Origin of the sequence: Nonomuraea sp. NPDC001636, assembly GCF_040298265.1 — a bacterium.
GTDB lineage: Bacteria > Actinomycetota > Actinomycetes > Streptosporangiales > Streptosporangiaceae > Nonomuraea.
Map to the genome: position 1 here is coordinate 152,711 of NZ_JBEOZT010000018.1, position 17,129 is coordinate 169,839.

The 17,129-nt window shown below is 70.9% G+C and carries 17 protein-coding genes; 10 read left to right on the top strand and 7 right to left on the bottom strand.

Annotation, left to right across the window (positions count from 1 at the left end; translation table 11 throughout):
* Positions 1 to 40 precede the first annotated feature (40 nt).
* Both ABT158_RS30295 and ABT158_RS30300 read right to left on the bottom strand, forming a co-directional pair.
* Entirely contained in the window at positions 41 to 763 is a 723-nt protein-coding gene (locus tag ABT158_RS30295) for a polysaccharide deacetylase family protein (protein WP_352359132.1), read from the bottom strand.
* 55 nt (positions 764 to 818) lie between these two features.
* Positions 819 to 2,021, bottom strand: coding sequence for an MFS transporter (locus tag ABT158_RS30300; RefSeq protein WP_352359134.1), 1,203 nt, complete (start codon positions 2,019 to 2,021; stop codon positions 819 to 821).
* Positions 2,022 to 2,113: 92 nt separating this feature from the next.
* Here ABT158_RS30300 and ABT158_RS30305 point away from each other — a divergent pair, with 92 nt between their 5' ends.
* On the top strand, positions 2,114 to 3,301 hold the full coding sequence (locus ABT158_RS30305; RefSeq protein WP_352359136.1) for a lytic transglycosylase domain-containing protein: 1,188 nt from the start codon (positions 2,114 to 2,116) through the stop codon (positions 3,299 to 3,301).
* On the opposite strand, the gene ABT158_RS30310 is transcribed toward ABT158_RS30305, so the two are convergent.
* Positions 3,292 to 4,251: a ferrochelatase gene (locus ABT158_RS30310; RefSeq protein ID WP_352359138.1), complete on the bottom strand. Its 960-nt coding sequence runs from the start codon at positions 4,249 to 4,251 to the stop codon at positions 3,292 to 3,294. The genes ABT158_RS30305 and ABT158_RS30310 overlap by 10 nt on opposite strands.
* Before the next feature lie 138 nt (positions 4,252 to 4,389).
* Here ABT158_RS30310 and ABT158_RS30315 point away from each other — a divergent pair, with 138 nt between their 5' ends.
* Both ABT158_RS30315 and ABT158_RS30320 read left to right on the top strand, forming a co-directional pair.
* Positions 4,390 to 6,336, top strand: a complete 1,947-nt coding sequence (locus tag ABT158_RS30315) for a S9 family peptidase (protein WP_352359244.1) — start codon at positions 4,390 to 4,392, stop codon at positions 6,334 to 6,336.
* Entirely contained in the window at positions 6,336 to 7,124 is a 789-nt protein-coding gene (locus ABT158_RS30320; protein ID WP_352359140.1) for an inositol monophosphatase family protein, read from the top strand. The genes ABT158_RS30315 and ABT158_RS30320 overlap by 1 nt, the downstream gene beginning before the upstream one ends.
* A 63-nt stretch (positions 7,125 to 7,187) precedes the next feature.
* On the opposite strand, the gene ABT158_RS30325 is transcribed toward ABT158_RS30320, so the two are convergent.
* Positions 7,188 to 7,352, bottom strand: a complete 165-nt coding sequence (locus tag ABT158_RS30325; RefSeq protein ID WP_352359142.1) for a hypothetical protein — start codon at positions 7,350 to 7,352, stop codon at positions 7,188 to 7,190.
* A gap of 224 nt (positions 7,353 to 7,576) precedes the next feature.
* Here ABT158_RS30325 and ABT158_RS30330 point away from each other — a divergent pair, with 224 nt between their 5' ends.
* From ABT158_RS30330 to ABT158_RS30345, 4 genes are all read left to right on the top strand, one after another.
* A complete protein-coding gene (locus ABT158_RS30330; protein WP_349451511.1) occupies positions 7,577 to 8,230 on the top strand; it encodes a response regulator transcription factor in 654 nt (217 codons plus the stop codon).
* A gap of 38 nt (positions 8,231 to 8,268) precedes the next feature.
* Positions 8,269 to 9,540, top strand: a complete 1,272-nt coding sequence (locus ABT158_RS30335; RefSeq protein ID WP_502911580.1) for a sensor histidine kinase — start codon at positions 8,269 to 8,271, stop codon at positions 9,538 to 9,540.
* Positions 9,541 to 9,880: 340 nt separating this feature from the next.
* The gene (locus ABT158_RS30340; protein ID WP_352324238.1) at positions 9,881 to 10,180 is read left to right on the top strand and encodes a DUF4193 domain-containing protein; all 300 of its coding nucleotides are present in this window, start codon (positions 9,881 to 9,883) and stop codon (positions 10,178 to 10,180) included.
* 93 nt (positions 10,181 to 10,273) lie between these two features.
* The gene (locus tag ABT158_RS30345; RefSeq protein WP_352359147.1) at positions 10,274 to 11,086 is read left to right on the top strand and encodes a hypothetical protein; all 813 of its coding nucleotides are present in this window, start codon (positions 10,274 to 10,276) and stop codon (positions 11,084 to 11,086) included.
* Between the two features lie 16 nt (positions 11,087 to 11,102).
* Here the strand turns inward: ABT158_RS30345 and paaK are convergent, their stop codons facing one another.
* On the bottom strand, positions 11,103 to 12,401 hold the full coding sequence (gene paaK, locus ABT158_RS30350) for a phenylacetate--CoA ligase PaaK (protein ID WP_352359149.1): 1,299 nt from the start codon (positions 12,399 to 12,401) through the stop codon (positions 11,103 to 11,105).
* Positions 12,398 to 12,766 (bottom strand): hydroxyphenylacetyl-CoA thioesterase PaaI, encoded by a 369-nt coding sequence (gene paaI / locus ABT158_RS30355; protein ID WP_352324061.1) that lies wholly within the window; start codon positions 12,764 to 12,766, stop codon positions 12,398 to 12,400. Before paaI ends, paaK begins: the two co-directional genes overlap by 4 nt.
* A gap of 174 nt (positions 12,767 to 12,940) precedes the next feature.
* On the opposite strand from paaI, the gene ABT158_RS30360 reads away from it, so the two are divergent.
* From ABT158_RS30360 to ABT158_RS30370, 3 genes are read left to right on the top strand one after another with little or no spacing between them, the layout of a single operon-like run.
* Positions 12,941 to 13,888 (top strand): MBL fold metallo-hydrolase, encoded by a 948-nt coding sequence (locus tag ABT158_RS30360; RefSeq protein WP_352359151.1) that lies wholly within the window; start codon positions 12,941 to 12,943, stop codon positions 13,886 to 13,888.
* Positions 13,885 to 15,435, top strand: a complete 1,551-nt coding sequence (locus ABT158_RS30365) for an FAD-dependent monooxygenase (protein ID WP_352359153.1) — start codon at positions 13,885 to 13,887, stop codon at positions 15,433 to 15,435. Before ABT158_RS30360 ends, ABT158_RS30365 begins: the two co-directional genes overlap by 4 nt.
* Positions 15,436 to 15,444: 9 nt before the next feature.
* Positions 15,445 to 16,878 (top strand): alpha,alpha-trehalose-phosphate synthase (UDP-forming), encoded by a 1,434-nt coding sequence (locus ABT158_RS30370; protein WP_352359155.1) that lies wholly within the window; start codon positions 15,445 to 15,447, stop codon positions 16,876 to 16,878.
* Here the strand turns inward: ABT158_RS30370 and ABT158_RS30375 are convergent.
* Positions 16,811 to 17,095, bottom strand: coding sequence for a DUF4235 domain-containing protein (locus tag ABT158_RS30375; RefSeq protein WP_352324039.1), 285 nt, complete (start codon positions 17,093 to 17,095; stop codon positions 16,811 to 16,813). The two genes, ABT158_RS30370 and ABT158_RS30375, sit on opposite strands and share 68 nt — an antisense overlap.
* Positions 17,096 to 17,129: the final 34 nt, after the last annotated feature.

Below are 17,129 nucleotides of genomic sequence, written 5' to 3' on the forward strand. Positions count from 1 at the left end.
CGCCCCTCCGAGCGTCGTTCCGATTAAACGTGAACGATACTCACTTCTGCCAGCCTTCGGGAACCGGGAAAATCTGACCGGGCTGGAGGTTCTGCTGCTTGACCACGTCGGAGACCGTGACCAGCTGGTAGCCCTTGGCCTGCAGCGACTTGACGATCGAGGGCATGGCGTCCACGGTCTGCTTGACCCAGTCGTGCATGAGGATGATGCCGTCGCGCTCGGCCACCTCAAGGGTCTTCTTCTTGATGGCCTCGACGTTCTTGGTGTCCCAGTCGTGCGAGCCGGCCGTCCAGAGGATCATGGGCATGCCGAACTCGGTCGCGACATCCGACACCTGGATGTCGGCCAGCCCGTACGGCGGTCGCAGCAGCTTGGGCTCGACGCCCGCCGCCTTCTTGACCGCGTCCTGGGTCTTCTTGATCTCGCTCCTGATGACCCCGGCGTCGATCTTGGTGAAGTCGGGGTGCTTGTAGCTGTGGTTGCCCACCTCGTGGCCCTCGGTGACCATGCGCTTGACGAAGGCCGGGCGGCTGTTCACGTACTGGCCCTCCAGGAAGAACGTCGCCTTGGCGCCGTACTTCTTGAGGGTGTCCAGCAAGGTGCCCGCGTACTGGCCGGGCCCGTCGTCGAAGGTCAGCGCGATGCACTTGACCTGCTCGCAATCGACCTCGGCCTTCTTCGGCGTCTGGGCGAACGCGGGCGCGGGAGCCAGGGTGACGCAAACTGCCGCGATAGCTAGAAGTGAAGTGATTTGTCGGGACATAACAGAGCTTCCGGTGTGATGGGTGTTGCGAGGGATAACTCCCGACCGTAGCGGATCAGCTCTTCAGGGGTGAAGGCGCTTCCGGAAGTCTCAGCAAACCCGAACCTCCGACGCCCACGACCGCCGCCAGGAGCGCCGCGCACACGGCGAAGCCGAACGCGCTGGACGCGCCGAAGGTGTCGGTGAGATGCCCGCCCGCCCACGCGCCGATCGCCACGCCGAACCCGATCGAGGTGGAGATCCAGGCCATGCCCTCGGTGAGCAGGGACGGCGGGACCAGCCGCTCGGTGAGCGAGAACCCGGTGATGAGCGTCGGCGAGATGGCCAGACCGGCCACGAACGCCACGGCGGCCATGATCCACGGGTCGTCCACGAGCAGGATCGGCAGCAGGCCCACCACGAACACGCCCAGCGCGCGGATGAACCGGGCGCGCAGCGAGATCCGCCACTCCCGCGAGCCGAACCACAGCCCCGACACCATCGACCCGCCCGCGAACGCCGCCAGCAGGAATCCCGAGGCGCCCTTCACACCGTGCTCCTCGGCGAAGGCGACCATGATCAGGTCCACCGAGCCGAACACCGCGCCGAGCCCGAGGTAGACGCACGCCAGCAGGGCGATGCCGGGGATCAGGATGGGCGTGCCGCCGCCCGTCCTGACCGTTTGCACGGGCGGCTGCGTACGCCGCTGCGCCGCCAGGGCCAGACAGCCGCCGAGCATGCACACCAGCGCCACCAGCAGCCCCGCGTACGGGTTGACCGCGGTGGCCAGCACCGTGACGAGCGCGGGCCCGGTGACGAAGACGACCTCGTCGGCCACGGACTCGAAGGCGAAGGCGGTGTGCAGCGTCCCGGTGCCGCCGTGGATCGTGGACCAGCGGGCCCGCACCATCGACCCGATGGACAGGGAGGACGCGCCGATCAGCAGGCCGGAGACGTACAGGGTCCACTCGGGCAGGCCGAGCGCGGCGCTGAGCATCAGCGCGGCCATCGCCAGCGCGTTGATCACGGAGAAGGGGGCGATCACCCGGTTCTGGCCGAACCTGTCCACCAGCCGCCCGGACAGCGGCGCCGCGATCGCGAAGGCCACGTTGGTGGTGGCGCCGACCGCGCCGGCGGTGGCGAAGGACCCGGTGACGGTGGAGATCAGCAGCACGACGCCGATGCCGAGCATGGACATCGGCATCCGGCCGACGAACCCGGCCAGCACGAATCCTTTGACGCCGGGCCCGTTGAACAACCCCCGGTAAGGCCCGACCACGCTGTTTCCCCCTTACTTGGCGCCCCCACGATGGCGCACCGTCTGTCCGGATGGCAAGTGATATTTCCGGTGAGTGGGTTAACGTGTGGCTGATGTCCGGTCTTCCCTCTCTCCGCGCGGTCCTGCTCATGGTCCTCGGCGTGCTCGTGGTCACCGCCGTGGCCGGGGGAGTCGTCGTGCTCATGGGCGATGACCTGGTCAGAACGGCCCAGGAGCCGGTGCGCAGGCCGATCACCCGCGCGGTTCCGGAGGCCGCTCCCCGCCTCGACCAGCTCGTACCCACGACGGCGCCGGTCAAGGATTTCGGCCAGGGCGGTCCGGGCGTCACGGTGACGCCGCCGCGGGTGCTGGCGATCGCGCCCGCCACGGTCTCCCGGCGGACCAGGCTCGCTCTGGGCGCGCTCAAGCACGTGCAGAAGGCCGCCGTCGTGGACGCCGGCGCGGTCAAGGTCGCCGGCACGTCGCTCAATCTGCTGGCCGTCGACCCGGCCGACTTCCGCTCCTGGACGCCCCAGCCCGTCGCCGACCAGCCCGCCGTCTGGAGCGCGCTGGCCAGGGGCGAGCTGGTCGCCGAGGCCGGCACGACCCGCAAGTACGGCATGATCCTCGGCGCGATGTACCAGGTGGACGGCGGCCCGAGGCTCCGGGTCGCGGCCTCGGCCACGCTCGGGCTCTCCGGCGTGGACGGCCTGGTCAGCCTGGAGGTGGGCAGGTCGCTCGGCTTCGCGAAGGGCGTCGCGGTGCTGCTGCACGGCAAGCCGGGCACGATCGCCGAGGCCGGCGTGCGGCGGCTGCTCGGCAAGGGCGCGCAGGTCGTCGTGCTGGACGCGGCCAGCCGCGCCCAGAAGCAACAGCAACAGCAACCGCAGCAACAACAGCAGCAGCCGGTCACCGTCGGCCGCCCGAACAGCTACCTCGACCTCTACAAGGCCGCCGCCACCCGCTGCCCCGGCCTGTCCTGGACGGTGCTGGCGGCCATCGGCCAGGTCGAGAGCAGCCACGGCCGCAACAACGGCCCCTCCAGCGCGGGCGCCCTGGGGCCGATGCAGTTCATGCCCGCCACCTGGAAGCACTACGGCGTGGACGGCGACGGCGACGGCAAGGCCGACATCTGGAGCCCCTACGACGCGGTGCCCGGCGCCGCCAACTACCTGTGCGCCAACGGCGCGGGCAAGGGCGGCGCGAAGCTGCGCAAGTCGATCTGGTTCTACAACCACTCGTGGGACTACGTGGACAAGGTCATGGGCATCGCCGAGGCGTACGCCCGCACCTACGCCTGAGGCCGCCCGCCGGGCCGGACCGGACGCGGGCAGCAGGTGAGCGGGCACGGGACGGACGCCGGCTCGTCCATCAGCTCTCGGACCATGCGCACGAACGCCGGATGGGTGCCGGCCGTCGCCGCGCGCTCCATCGGCAGGCCCAGCTCGGCGGCCACCTGCCGGGCCTCGGTGTCGAGGTCGTAGACGACCTCCATGTGGTCGGAGACGAACCCGATCGGCACCAGGACGACCGAGCCGGCGTCCGTCTTGCGCAGGAAGTCGCACACGTCGGGCTCCAGCCACGGCACCTGCGGGGGGCCGCTGCGCGACTGCCACACCAGGTGCCAGGGCTCGTCGCGGCCCAGCGCCTGGTTGACCAGCTCGGCGCTGCGGCGGAGCTGGGACTCGTACAGGCCGCCCGAGGGGCCGGCGGTCTCGGCCATGGAGACCGGGATGCTGTGGGCGGTGAACACCAGCCGGGCGTCCTGGCGGCCCAGCCGCTCCAGCGCCTGGCGCGTGTGGTCGGCCATCGCCGCGACGAACCCCGGATGGTCGCCGAAGTGCCGCATCTTGATCAGCTCGGGGCCGCCCTCGACGGAGATCCTGGCGATGTCCTCGTAGTACTGGCGGCAGCTCGAATATCCGGCGAACGCCGAGGTGGCGAAGACGGCGGCCCGGCGCACGCCGTCGGCCGCCATCCGCCGCACGGTGTCCTCGCCGAAGGGGTGCCAGTTGCGGTTGCCCCAATAGACCGGCACGCCCGCGACCGGGCGCAGCGCCTCGACCAGCTCGCGGTTCTGCTGGTTGATCGGGCTGACGCCGCCGAAGCCCTGGTAGTGCTCGGCCACCGCGAGCAGCCGCTCGCGCGGCACGCCGCGCCCCCGCACGACGTTCTCCAGGAACGGCAGCACGTCGTCGGGGCCCTCGGGACCGCCGAACGACAGGACGAGCAGAGCGTCGTAATCAGCCACGTGTCAAGCCTAGTCAGGAGAGCGGACGGTCCGGCCGGAGGGAGTGCCGGGGGAGCGCGGAGCGCGGCGTCGCCCGCGGAGCGCCGGTGAACAGGTAGGTTCGATCGAGTGAGCGCATTCGATGACATTCGTGACTATGTGGCCATTCCCCGGGTCCTCTCCCTGAAGCTCTCGCCTGACGGCTCCCGTCTGATCTCGGCCGTGCAGGCCCTCAATCCCGACGGCAAGTCGTACGGCACCGCGCTCTGGGCGATCCCCCTCGACGGTGAGCCGTACCGTCTGACCCGGTCCGCCAAGGGCGAGACGGCCGCCGTCTTCACCGACGCCGGGGACGTGCTGTTCACCTCCGCGCGTCCCGACACCACCGTCAAGGACGCCACCGACGAGGTGCCCGCGCTGTGGCTGCTGCCGCGCGCCGGCGGCGAGGCCCGCCAGATCGCCACCCGCCCCGGCGGCATCGGCGCCGCGCGCACGGCGGGCGACGTGGTGGTGTTCGCCTCCGACGTGCTCGACGGCGACGAGTCGACCGAGGAGGAGCGGCGCAAGGCCCGCAAGGACTCCGGGACCAGCGCGATCCTGCACGAGGGCTACCCGGTCCGCTACTGGGACCACGACCTCGGCCCGGCCCGCACCCGGCTGTTCACCGGCCGGCTCGGCGCCGACCGCCTGGAGGACGTGCGCGAGCTGACCCCCGACGCGGGCGAGGCGCTGCGCGACGCCGCCTTCGAGCTCACCCCCGACGGCTCCACCGTGATCGTCACCTGGCGCAGGTACCTGTCCGGTGGCGACAACCGTACGGACCTGGTCGCCATCGACGTGGCCACCGGCCGGCGGCGCACCCTGCTCACCGACGAGGCGCACGACTTCGGCGGCCCGATCGCCGTCTCGCCCGACGGCACGCGGGTGGCCTGCGCGCGCGAGCGCATCACGAGCACGGACGTCTCCGTCCGCGTCGAGCTGTGGATCGCCGACCTGGCCACCGGCGAGGGCCGGGCCTACGCCCCCGACCTGTTCCCGATGGACCTCGCCTGGGCCCCCGACTCCTCGGCCCTCTACCTCGTCGCCGACCACCAGGGCCGCCGCCCGGTCTTCCGCGTCCCGCTGGACGGCGAGCACACCAGGCTCACCGGCGACGACGCCGCCTACCTCGGGGTGAACGCGAGCGCCGACGGCGCGTACGTCTACGCCCTGCGCAGCAACATCGCCCTCGCCCCCGCCCCGGCCAGGATCGACGCGGCCACCGGCGAGATCGCCGACCTGCCCTCGCCGGCCCCACGCCCCGAGGTGCCGGGCACGCTGACCGAGATCTCGGCCACCGCCGACGACGGCGCGACCGTGCGCGGCTGGCTCGTGCTGCCCGAGGGGGCCTCGGCCGACAACCCGGCGCCGTTCCTGCTGTGGATCCACGGCGGCCCGGTCGCGTCCTGGAACGACTGGCAGTGGCGCTGGCAGGCGTGGATCATGGCGCAGCGCGGGTACGCCGTCCTCATGCCCGATCCCTGCCTGTCCACCGGCTACGGCCAGGAGATGATCGACCGCGGCTGGGGCGACTGGGGCCCGCGCACCCAGGCCGACCTCGACGCCGTCGTGGACGTCGCCCTGGCCAGGGACGACATCGACGACGAGCGCGTGGCGGCGATGGGCGGCTCGTTCGGCGGCTACATGGCCAACTGGCTGGCCGGGCACACCGACCGCTACCAGGCCATCGTCACCCACGCCGCGCTGTGGAACCTCGACCAGTTCGCCGGCACCACCGACTCCTCGCTGTACTGGCAGCGCGAGTTCGGCGAGCCCGGCTCCGAGCGGTACGACCGGCTCTCCCCGCACCTGGGGCTCGGCAAGATCACCACCCCGATGCTCGTCATCCACGGCGACAAGGACTACCGGGTGCCGATCGGCGAGTCCCTGCGCCTGTGGTGGGACCTGCAGCGCACCGACGTCGAGTCGAAGTTCCTGTACTTCCCCGACGAGAACCACTGGATCCTCAAGCCGGGCAACATCGTCGCCTGGTACGAGACCGTGCTCGCCTTCCTCGCCCAGCACGTGCTCGGCGAGGAGTGGAAGCGCCCGGACTCGGTGGCCTGATGACCGACTTCCTGCGGCTGGCCGAGGACGTCGCCCGCGAGGCCGGGGACATGCTCCTGGCCAAGCGGCCCACGATGTCGGAGGACGTCGAGACCAAGTCCAGCCCCACGGACGTCGTCACCATCCTGGACAAGGCGTCGGAGGAGCTGATCCGCGAGCGTGTCCTGGCGGTCCGTCCGGACGACCGGTTCCTGGGCGAGGAGGGCGGCGAGGCGCCGGGCGCGTCCGACGTGCGGTGGATCGTCGATCCCGTCGACGGCACCGTCAACTTCCTGTACGGCCTGCCCGACTGGGCGGTGTCCATCGCCGTCGAGGTGGCCGGGCGGGTCGTGGCGGGGGTCGTCAACGTGCCGGCGCGGGGCGAGGTGTTCACCGCCGCGCTCGGCGAGGGGGCCTGGCTGGGCGGCGCGCGGCTGCGCTGCAACAGCGGGGTGCCGCTGGCCCGGGCGCTGGTCGCGACCGGGTTCGGCTACTCGGCGCCGCGCCGCGAGGTGCAGGGACAGGTCGTGGCGGCGGTGCTGCCGCGGGTGCGCGACATCCGGCGCGGCGGCTCGTGCGCCATCGACCTGTGCTCGGTGGCGGCGGGCCGGGTGGACGCGTACTACGAGCGCGGCACCAACACGTGGGACCACGCCGCGGCCGGGCTGGTGGCGACCGAGTCGGGAGCCCGGCTCGGCGGCCTGCACGGCCGGCCGGTCGGCCCCGAGTTCGCGCTGTGCGCGGCTCCGGGCCTGTTCGAGGAGCTGCACGACCTGCTCGTGCAGCTGGACCCCGAACGCGACTCCTGACGGGGTCGCGAACATGACAGGACGGCCGGGGCCCAGCGGGCCCCGGCCGTCGCACGCGTATGTCTAGCGCGGCAGCGGGACGCCGTGATCGTCGGCCAGGCGGCGCAGGTCCTCGATCTCGGCGGTGAGGGTGTCGGCGAGGTAGTCGTCGCCGGTGCTGCGGGCCTCGGAGAGGCCCTTGTAAGCCTGGTCGAGGCGGCGTTCGATCGTGGTGGTGAACTCGCCCATCTCACCTACTCTCTCAGGGGTTCGATCCGTGCGGGGCCAAGGGAGTCCATTGCCAGTGGATGTCCGGGCAATGGGTGTCCCGACGGCATACCCCGGGTTATCGCCCTCTGAAACATGAATGTGTGCGGCCCCTGCCCGGCACACCCCTGGACATGCCTTACCGTGCGCTTATCGAGCCTGTAGGCAGAATGAGACACCGGAACCGGAAAGAGGGTGTACCAGGCGTGCGAGTGCTGGTTGTCGAGGATGAGCGGGTGCTCGCCGACGCGATCGCGACCGGGCTGCGGCGTGAGGCCATGGCCGTCGATGTCGCCTACGACGGCGGCGGCGCCCTTGAGCGCACCTCCTACATCGACTACGACGTGATCGTGCTCGACCGCGACCTGCCGGTCGTGCACGGCGACGAGGTGTGCCGCCGGCTGGTCGAGCAGCGCTCGGCCTCGCGGATCCTCATGCTGACCGCCTCCGGCGACGTGGACGACAAGGTGGAGGGGCTCGGCCTCGGGGCCGACGACTACCTGGCCAAGCCGTTCGTGTTCATCGAGCTGGTGGCCCGGGTGCGCGCGCTCGGGCGGCGTTCGGCGCCCGCCCTGCCGCCCGTGCTGGAGCGGGCCGGGATCCGCCTCGACCCGGGCAAGCGGCTGGTCGAGCGCGACGGCAAGGAGATCGTGCTCACCAAGAAGGAGTTCGCGGTCCTGGAGGAGCTGATGCGCGCCGAGGGCGCGGTGGTCAGCCAGGAGGACCTGCTGGACAAGGCGTGGGACGAGAACATCGACCCGTTCACGAACGTCGTCCGGGTGACCATGATGACGCTGCGGAAGAAGCTGGGCGAGCCTCAGGTGATCGAGACCGTGCCCGGGGTTGGGTACAAGTTGTGAGCGAACGGCCAGAGCGCGGGGCGGGGCCGACGCATCCGATGATCAGCCCCCATTCGGCAAGGAAGGCGACGCGCGTGCAGGAGGCGCCACCCCCGACCGGCCCGCCGGCCTGGGACGGCCCGCCCCCGCCCGGCGCGGAGACGCCCGCCGCCCGCAGTACCCTGGAACGGGTCAGGGGGCTGCCGGCCAAGGTGAGCATCCGGTGGCGGCTCACGCTCACCTACAGCGCTCTGGTGTTCGCCGCCGCGGCGGTGCTGCTGTTCGTCGTCTACTCGATCGTCGGCAGGTCGATCGAGAACGCCTGGCCCGACCTGATCACCGACGACCTCGACCCGCTCGACGCCGCCATCATGCAGAACCGGTGGACCCTGGCCAAGGGGCGGGCCGTCAGCAGCGCCCGCGACGCGCTGTTCACCAGCTCGTTCATGGCGCTGGCCGGGGTCGGCATCCTCGCGCTCATCATCGGCTACTTCGTGGCCGACCGGGCGCTGCGGCCGGTCGCCCAGATGACCAGCGCGGCCCGCAAGCTGTCGGAGAGCACGCTCGCCCACCAGCGCATCGCCCTGCGCGGCCCCAATGACGAGCTGAAGGAGCTGGCCGACACCTTCGACGCGATGCTCACCCGGCTCAACGTTGCCTTCGACACCCAGCGCAGATTCGTGGCCAACGCCTCCCACGAATTGCGCACGCCGTTGACGATTAACCGGACCGTCCTGGAGATCGCGTTGTCGGATCCGGAGGCGTCCGAGGACCTCAAAGCGCTCGGGCGCACGCTGCTGGAAGTCAACGCGCGTAACGAGAAGCTCATCGAGGGACTGCTGTTGCTCGCCAGGAGCGAACGAGAACTCGCGGTGCGCAAACCGCTCGACGTTCAGGAAGTCGCGCAGACGGCCGTGGAACAGCTCGCGCCCTTCGCCGCCGAACACGGCGTGACCGTTGTGGCCGAACTGGTCAGCGCGCCTACCGTGGGCGACCCGGTGCTTCTGGAGCGGTCGGTCAGCAACCTGCTGGAGAACGCCGTGAAGTACAACCTTCCCGAAAACGGAAAAGTCTGGATCCGGACGGGAATGGCAGACGGGGGGCTGGTTGTTCAGGTGGCCAACACGGGGCAGCACGTCCCGGCGTACGAGGTGAACAGCCTGTTCGAGCCGTTCAGGAGGCTCCACGCCGACCGCGTGGAATCGGCCAAGGGGGCGGGTCTGGGGCTGTCCATCGTCCGTGCGGTGGTGCAGGCACACGGTGGAAACGTGACCGCGGTGCCGCGTGACGGCGGAGGACTTGTGGTGACGATTCGGCTTCCGACGCGTTGAGTGAGCGTCCTTGAGTGGGCCATGGGGCGCCGACGGGTGACGTTCAGGGGTGTTCGTCCGCGTGTTGATGTAGTGGGGGCGTCTCGTTCTCGCCGTACATGTGGTTGGATGTGCCGTCGAACACGGTGGTGCATGACGCCAAGGCTGTGGGTTTCGCCATATTTGGCTAACCATTGCCGTCGGCAGCAGGCCCTGTCGTGTTGGGAGGTTCGTTGTCCGTTCGCGCGGGGTACCGATGGAAAATCTCCCCGACGGAACGGGCACAAGATGGGCCTCCCGGACGTTAGAAGACGCGCGATGAGCGCGAAGACATATAGATGAGGGGGATGGAGTAAGCACAATGGCTACCGACTACGACAGCCCGCGAAAGACAGACGACGACCTGGGAGAGGACAGCCTCCAGGAACTCCAGGCACGGCGTACCGACAAGTCGTCCGGCAGCATCGACATCGACGAGACCGACCTCGCCGAGTCGCTGGAGCTGCCCGGCGCGGATCTGTCGAACGAAGAGCTCTCCCTGCGGGTCATTCCCCGTCAGGCCGACGAGTTCACCTGCTCGCGCTGCTTCCTGGTGCACCACCGCAGCCAGCTGGCCTCCGAGAAGAACGGCCAGCAGATCTGCCGGGAGTGCGCCGCCTGACCGCTGGAGCGAAGGAGCTCAGGGTGAGGGACCCAAGGCACGACCGAGCCCGCCTACCCTGAGCGGTCGCGACCAAGAGGACGGAGGCATCGCGTGGCCGAGCCCGAGAAGGACAACAAGCAACAGACGGACGACGGGATCGCCGACCCCGACAAGGAGGTCGGCGAGCTCGTTGTGCGGCTCACCGAGTCCGGTGAGCTGGAGCCGGCCGAGCGGCGCAGACTGCTCGGCCGACTAGCCAGGTCCCTGGCCGCAGGGGCGAAGAAGGCCCGCGAGAGCGGCGCAGGCCGCGGCCGCTGGCTGGCCGACGTCTTCCTCACCATCGCGCCCCGCATCCCCATCCGCGATCTTTCGACGCTGTCGGAGCATCATCACGGCCTCACCGGCGAGGAGCTCGCCGACGACCTGGTGCGCACCGCCCAGAAGGCCACGATGACGGTCGGCGCCATCGGCGGAGCACTGGCGGCGGCCCAGTTCGCCGCACCACCCCTCCTGCTCTCCGCGCCCGCGCAGCTCGTCGCGGAGACCATCGTCGTCGCCGCGATCGAGGTCAAGCTCCTGGCCGAGCTGCACGAGGTCTACGGCGTCCGCGTCCAGGGCAACGGCACGCAGCGCGCCTTCGCCTTCGCCTCCGCCTGGGCCAAGCAGCGCGGGATCGACCCCCTCGCCCCCGCGTCCGTCTCGCTCGCGCTCGGCGCCGCGTCCAAGGCCGCTCTCCGCAACCGTCTCATGCGCACGCTCGGGCGCCACCTGACCACGTTCGGCCCCTTCCTCACCGGAGCCGTCGCCGGCGGCGCGCTCAACCGCGGCGCGACCGGCAAGCTCGGCAAGACCATCCGCGCCGACCTGCGCCTCAAGGCCCCGTCGTTGCCGGCGTCCGACCCCCGTGACGAGCTGACGCCGTAGCCCGGCGGCCGTGAGGTCAGACGTCCCGTCTGTCCACCACGCGCCTGAGCTTGCCCACCGACCGCTCCAGCGTCTCGGGGTCCACCACCTCGACCTCGACGCTCACGCCGACGCCCGCCTTGACCGCGTGCCGCAGCGCGCGCCCGGCCTCCTCGCGGGCGGTCGCGCCCGGCCGCGCCTCGACCCTGACGGTGAGCACGTCGAGCCGGTCCGGCCGGGTCAGGTGCAGCTGGAAGTGCGGCGACAGCCCGGGCACACGCAGCACGAGCTCCTCGATCTGGGTCGGGAACACGTTCACGCCGCGCAGGATGATCATGTCGTCGGTGCGGCCGGTGACCTTCTCCATGCGGCGGAAGGCGGGCCTGGCCGTGCCGGGCAGCAACCGGGTCAGGTCGCGGGTGCGGTAGCGGATGACCGGCATGGCCTCCTTGGTGAGGCTGGTGAACACCAGCTCGCCGCCGTCGGGGGCGGGCTCGCCGGTGAACGGGTCGACGGTCTCGGGGTAGAAGTGGTCCTCCCAGACGTGCAGGCCGTCCTTGGTCTCGACGCACTCGTTGGCCACGCCGGGGCCCATGACCTCCGACAGCCCGTAGATGTCGACGGCGTGCAGGTCGAAGCGCTCCTCGATCTCGGCGCGCATGCGCTCGGTCCAGGGCTCGGCGCCGAAGATGCCGATCTCCAGCGAGCTCTCGCGCGGGTCGAGGCCCTGGGCGGCGAACTCGTCGAGCAGCGCCAGCAGGTACGACGGCGTGACCATGATGACCCTGGGCCGCAGGTCGGTGATGAGCTGGACCTGCCGGGCCGTCATGCCGCCGGAGACCGGCACCACCGTGCAGCCCAGCCGCTCGGCCCCGTAGTGGGCGCCGAGGCCGCCGGTGAACAGCCCGTAGCCGTACGCCACGTGCACCACGTCGCCGGGACGCCCGCCGGACGCCCGGATCGACCGGGCCATCACCTGCGCCCAGACGTCGAGGTCGGCCTTGGTGTACCCGACGACCGTGGGCTTGCCCGTGGTGCCCGAGGAGGCGTGGACGCGCGCCACCCGCTCGCGCGGCACGGCGAACATGCCGAACGGGTACGACTCGCGCAGGTCCTCCTTGGTGGTGAACGGGAAGAGCGCGAGGTCGTCCAGGGTCCGGCAGTCGCCGGGACGGACGCCGTGCTCGTCGAACTTGCGCCGGTAGAGCGGCACGTTGTCGTAGGCGTGGGACAGCGTCCAGCGCAGGCGCCGCAGTTGCAGGGCCATGAGCTCGTCCCTGGAGACGCGCTCGACCGGGTCGAGCTCCTCGGGGGACGGCGGCGGGAAGGGCCTCATCTCAGCTCCCTGCTGCGCCCGCGGAACTCCGCGACCACCCGGCCGCCGGCCCCGCGCACGGTGATGTCGTAGATGCCGCTGCGGCCGTAGGTGGTGCGCTCGGCCGCCTCGGCCACCAGCACGTCGCCCTCGTGGGCGGGGGCGACGAAGGTGATCTCGGCCCCGGCCGCCACGGTCACCGGGCCCCGGGTGTTGCACGCGCAGGCGAAGGCGGTGTCGGCCAGGAGGAAGACGTAGCCGCCGTGGCAGATGGCGTGTCCGTTGATCATCTGGCCGGTCACGGTCATCCGGCACACCGCGCGCCCCTCGGCCAGCTCCACCAGCTCGATGCCCAGGGCGGCGGAGGCGGTGTCGGCGTCCAGCATGCGGCGCGCGCTCTCCACCTGGTCTCCCTTGCTTACTGACCGATTGTTCGGTAAACACTTCCCCGTCCTGCCGAGCACTGTCAAGGGAGGGCCGGCGCAGCGCAGCTGCAAGGGCCGTCTGTGGGGTATGTCCTGGTTCGTCAGCGGGTCGGCCTCAGCGCGTGAGGAGAGACGATGATCAAGCCGTTCGCCTCGTCGGCGGATCTCGGTGAGAAGCGGCAGTCCCTTGAGGTGCTGGCGGAAGGCGTCTACGCGCTCACCGCCGAGGGCGACCCGAACGTGGGCGCGATCGAGGGCGAGGACTTCCTGGTCTGCTTCGAGGCCCTGGCCACGCCCACGGCCGCGGGCGACTGGCTGGCCAGGCTGCGCGAGCACACCGGCAAACCGGTCAGGTACCTCGTGCTCTCCCACTACCACGCGGTCCGCGTGCTGGGCGCCTCGGCGTTCGGCGCGGACGTCGTCGTGGCCCACGACAAGACCCGCGAGCTGATCGCCGAGCGCGGCGAGCAGGACTGGGCCAGCGAGTACGCCCGGATGCCCCGCCTGTTCAAGGACCCCGGCTCGATCCCCGGCCTGACCTGGCCCACCGCCACCTTCAGCGACACCTTCACCATCGACCTCGGCGGCGGCAGGGGCGACCTGGTGCTGGCCCACTGCGGACGCGGCCACACCGAGGGCGACCTGGTGGCCTGGCTGCCCGACCGGCGCATCCTGTTCGCCGGCGACCTGGTGGAGTCGCAGGCCGCGCTCTACACCGGCGACGCCTTCCACCGCGAATGGGCCTCCGGCACGCTCGACCGCGTCGCCTCGTTCGGGGCCGAGACGCTGGTCGGCGGCAGGGGAGCGGTGGCCCACGGCAAGGCCGAGGTCGAGGCGGCCATCGCCCAGAGCCGCGACTTCCTGACCGTGATGCTGCGCGAGGTCGGCGCGGCGAGCGGGCTGAAGGAGGCGTTCGAGCGCACCCACCGGGCCCTGCGGCCGCGCTACGGCGGCTGGCCCATCTTCGAGCACTGCCTGCCCTTCAACGTCTCCCGCCTCTGGGACGAGCTCCACGGCGTCGAACGGCCGCGCGTCTGGACCGCCGAGCGCGACCGCGAGGTGTGGGACGAGCTCCAGTCATGAGGCCCGCGGAATCCGGGCCGCAGGTCATCGTCGTCGGCGCGGGGCCGGTCGGCCAGACCGCCGCGTTGCTGCTGGCCCGCTGGGGCGTCCGGGTGCTGGTGCTGGACCGGCGGCAGGCCCGCGACGGCGGCGGCTCGAAGTCGATCTGCCAGCAGCGCGACGTGCTCGACATCTGGGCCGCGGCGGGCGCGGGCCGGGTGGCGGAGGAGGGGCTGGCCTGGACCACCGCCCGCACGTACTACCGCGACCGTGAGCTGTTCTCCTGGTCCTTCGACGGCCAGGGCCCGCTGCCGCCGTGCGTGAACATCTCCCAGGCCCGCACCGAGCAGCTGCTCGACGAGGTCATCGCCGACCAGCCGCTCATCGAGGTGCGCTGGGGCCACGAGGTCACCGGGCTGGTCCAGGACCCGGCGGGGGTCGAGGTCCAGTGCGGGCAGCGGCTGCTGCGCGCCCCCTACGTGCTGGTCTGCGCGGGCGCCAGGGCCCAGCAGGTACGCCGGTCGCTCGGCGTCTCCTTCGACGGCGAGGCGTTCGACGACCAGTTCCTGATCTGCGACATCCGGGCGGATCTGCCGGGCTGGGAGAACGAGCGGCGCTTCTACTTCGACCCCGTGTGGAACCCGGGCCGGCAGGTCCTCATCCATCCCTGCCCCAACGGGACGTACCGGATCGACTGGCAGATCGCGCCGGACTTCATCCCAACAAGAGACGATATTTCGCAGAAAATCCAGCAAATCATCGGGGATCGCCCGTACGAGCTGATCTGGCACAGCACGTACCGGTTCCACTCACGCATCGCCTCGCGGATGCGGGTCGGACGGGTGCTGCTGGCCGGCGACTGCGCCCATCTGGTGGCGCCCTTCGGGGCCCGGGGGCTCAACTCCGGCGTGCCCGACGCCGAGAACGCGGCCTGGAAGCTCGCCTTCGCGCTGAACGGCTGGGCCGGGCCGGAGCTGCTGGAGTCGTACCACGCCGAGCGGCACGCGGCGGCGCGGGAGAACCTGGAGGTGACCGCCGCCACCATGCGCTTCCTCGCGCCCAGGACGGACCGGGACCGGGCCAGACGGCGGGAGGTGCTGGAGGGCGGCCTGGTCGCCGAGGTGGACTCCGGGCGCTTCGCCGAGCCCTACTGGTACGTGGACTCGCCGCTCACCACGCCCGAGCCGGGCCGGCCGTTCGGGGGGCGTCCGCCGAAGGGCGCGCTGTGCGATCCGGCGCCCGGAGTGATCCTGCCGGACGTGCCGCTGGCGAAGGGCAGACTGCGCGAGTTCTGCCGGGACGGTTTCCTCATTCTGTTGGGCGATATGTGCGATTCGAGTTTGTTTGTGCAGGTCCTGGGCAAGGTCATTACGGCACCGCTCGCCGTCCGCGAGCTCACGGAGATGGATGCGACCGGCTCGCTCGCCGAAAGACTCGGTGCGCGGCCGGATGAAGCATGGGTGATCAGGCCAGATGCCCACATCGCCGCGATCATTCCCCGCGGGGGGCCGGACGAGGTCGCGGCCGCCGTGAGCCGCGCCTGCGGCTCTCCTCGACCTGAGCCCTAGGAGGACTGCGTGACCGGCCGTAGCTCGTTTCTGATCGTCGCGAACCGCTTGCCGGTCGATCGCGCGATCGAGCCAGACGGAACGGCCTCGTGGCGCAGGAGCCCGGGGGGGCTCGTGACGGCCATAGCGCCCGTGATGAAGCGCCGCCACGGCGCCTGGGCCGGTTGGCACGGGGCGCCGGACGAGAAGCTCGAACCGTTCGAGCAGGACGGCATGAGCCTCATCCCCATCCCGCTGTCGGCCCGCGAGGTCGAGCTCTACTACGAGGGTTTCTCCAACGCCACGCTCTGGCCGCTCTACCACGACGTGGTGGCGCCGCCGGTGTTCGAGCGGGAGATGTGGGAGACCTACCGTTCGGTCAACGAACGTTTCGCCGCGGCCGCCGCCGAGGCCGCCGAGGAGGGGGCCGTCGTCTGGGTGCAGGACTACCAGCTCCAGCTCGTGCCCGCGATGCTCCGGCGGCTCCGGCCCGACCTGCGGATCGGCTTCTTCCTGCACATCCCCTTCCCGCCCGTCGAGCTGTTCTGGCGGCTGCCCTGGCGCAAGGAGCTGGTGGAGGGGCTGCTCGGCGCCGACCTGGTCGGCTTCCAGCTGCCCGGCGGCGCCTCGAACTTCCGCAGGCTGTGCCGGCGGCTGCTCGGGCTGCCGTACAAGGGGAACGAGATCTTCCTGGACGACCGGGTGGTGACCACGCAGGCGTTCCCCATCTCGGTGGACTTCGGGCAGCTCGACTCGCTGGTGCGCGAGCCGCACGTCGTGGCGCGGGCCAAGGAGATCAGGGGCGAGCTGGGCGATCCCGAGCACGTGCTGCTCGGCGTGGACCGGCTCGACTACACCAAGGGCATCGGCCAGCGTCTGGAGGCGTTCGGCGAGCTGCTCAAGGACGGCAGCCTGCGCCCGAACGAGGCGGTCTTCGTGCAGATCGCCACCCCGAGCCGCGAGCGCGTGGACGAGTACCGCAAGCTGCGCGACGACATCGAGCTGCAGGTGGGCCGGATCAACGGCGAGCACGCCCAGATCGGGGTGCAGCCGATCCAGTACTTCCACCAGTCCTACGGCCACGACGAGCTGGCCGCGCTCTACCTGGCGGCCGACGTCATGGTCGTCACGCCCCTGCGCGACGGGATGAACCTGGTGGCCAAGGAGTACATCTCCTGCCACCACGACCTGCAGGGCGCGCTGGTGCTCAGCGAGTTCACCGGGGCGGCCGACGAGCTGCGGCAGGCGTACCTGGTGAACCCGTACGACATCGAGGACGTCAAGCGGCAGATGATCGCCGCCATGCGGGCCACGCCGCACGAGCTGGCCCGGCGGATGCGCACGATGCGCCGCCGGGTGGCCACCTACGACGTGGACCGCTGGGCGAGCGAGTTCCTCAGTGCCCTTGAGTCACCTGCTTCACAGACTTCCACGCGTCGTAGCGCTTCTTGGCGGTCCGGTTGACCACGATCTGCGCCACGGACATCCCGACGCCGGTGAGGATCGCGTATCCGATCGCCTCACCCATGCTCACCTCGGGCGAGTCGTCGTCGAGGGGCGGCTCCTTGCCGGTCGCCTTGACCCAGACGAACCCGAGGAGCTTCCTCATCCCCCAGGCGGTCGCCATGCCCACCAGACCACCGATGACACGCCAGGCGATGTCGGGTTTGTCCTCCGCCATGCCAACTCCCTTCCCCTGTGTAACGAACACTAGT

What these genes read in the sequence shown, in the direction of transcription:
- ABT158_RS30295 (WP_352359132.1), bottom strand. Translation starts at nt 763, where the DNA reads ATGTCCCGACAAATCACTTCACTTCTAGCTATCGCGGCAGTTTGCGTC.
- ABT158_RS30305 (WP_352359136.1), top strand. Translation starts at nt 2,114, where the DNA reads ATGTCCGGTCTTCCCTCTCTCCGCGCGGTCCTGCTCATGGTCCTCGGC.
- ABT158_RS30320 (WP_352359140.1), top strand. Translation starts at nt 6,336, where the DNA reads ATGACCGACTTCCTGCGGCTGGCCGAGGACGTCGCCCGCGAGGCCGGG.
- ABT158_RS30325 (WP_352359142.1), bottom strand. Translation starts at nt 7,352, where the DNA reads ATGGGCGAGTTCACCACCACGATCGAACGCCGCCTCGACCAGGCTTAC.
- ABT158_RS30335 (WP_502911580.1), top strand. Translation starts at nt 8,269, where the DNA reads ATGATCAGCCCCCATTCGGCAAGGAAGGCGACGCGCGTGCAGGAGGCG.
- ABT158_RS30340 (WP_352324238.1), top strand. Translation starts at nt 9,881, where the DNA reads ATGGCTACCGACTACGACAGCCCGCGAAAGACAGACGACGACCTGGGA.
- paaK (WP_352359149.1), bottom strand. Translation starts at nt 12,401, where the DNA reads ATGAGGCCCTTCCCGCCGCCGTCCCCCGAGGAGCTCGACCCGGTCGAG.
- paaI (WP_352324061.1), bottom strand. Translation starts at nt 12,766, where the DNA reads ATGCTGGACGCCGACACCGCCTCCGCCGCCCTGGGCATCGAGCTGGTG.
- ABT158_RS30360 (WP_352359151.1), top strand. Translation starts at nt 12,941, where the DNA reads ATGATCAAGCCGTTCGCCTCGTCGGCGGATCTCGGTGAGAAGCGGCAG.
- ABT158_RS30365 (WP_352359153.1), top strand. Translation starts at nt 13,885, where the DNA reads ATGAGGCCCGCGGAATCCGGGCCGCAGGTCATCGTCGTCGGCGCGGGG.
- ABT158_RS30375 (WP_352324039.1), bottom strand. Translation starts at nt 17,095, where the DNA reads ATGGCGGAGGACAAACCCGACATCGCCTGGCGTGTCATCGGTGGTCTG.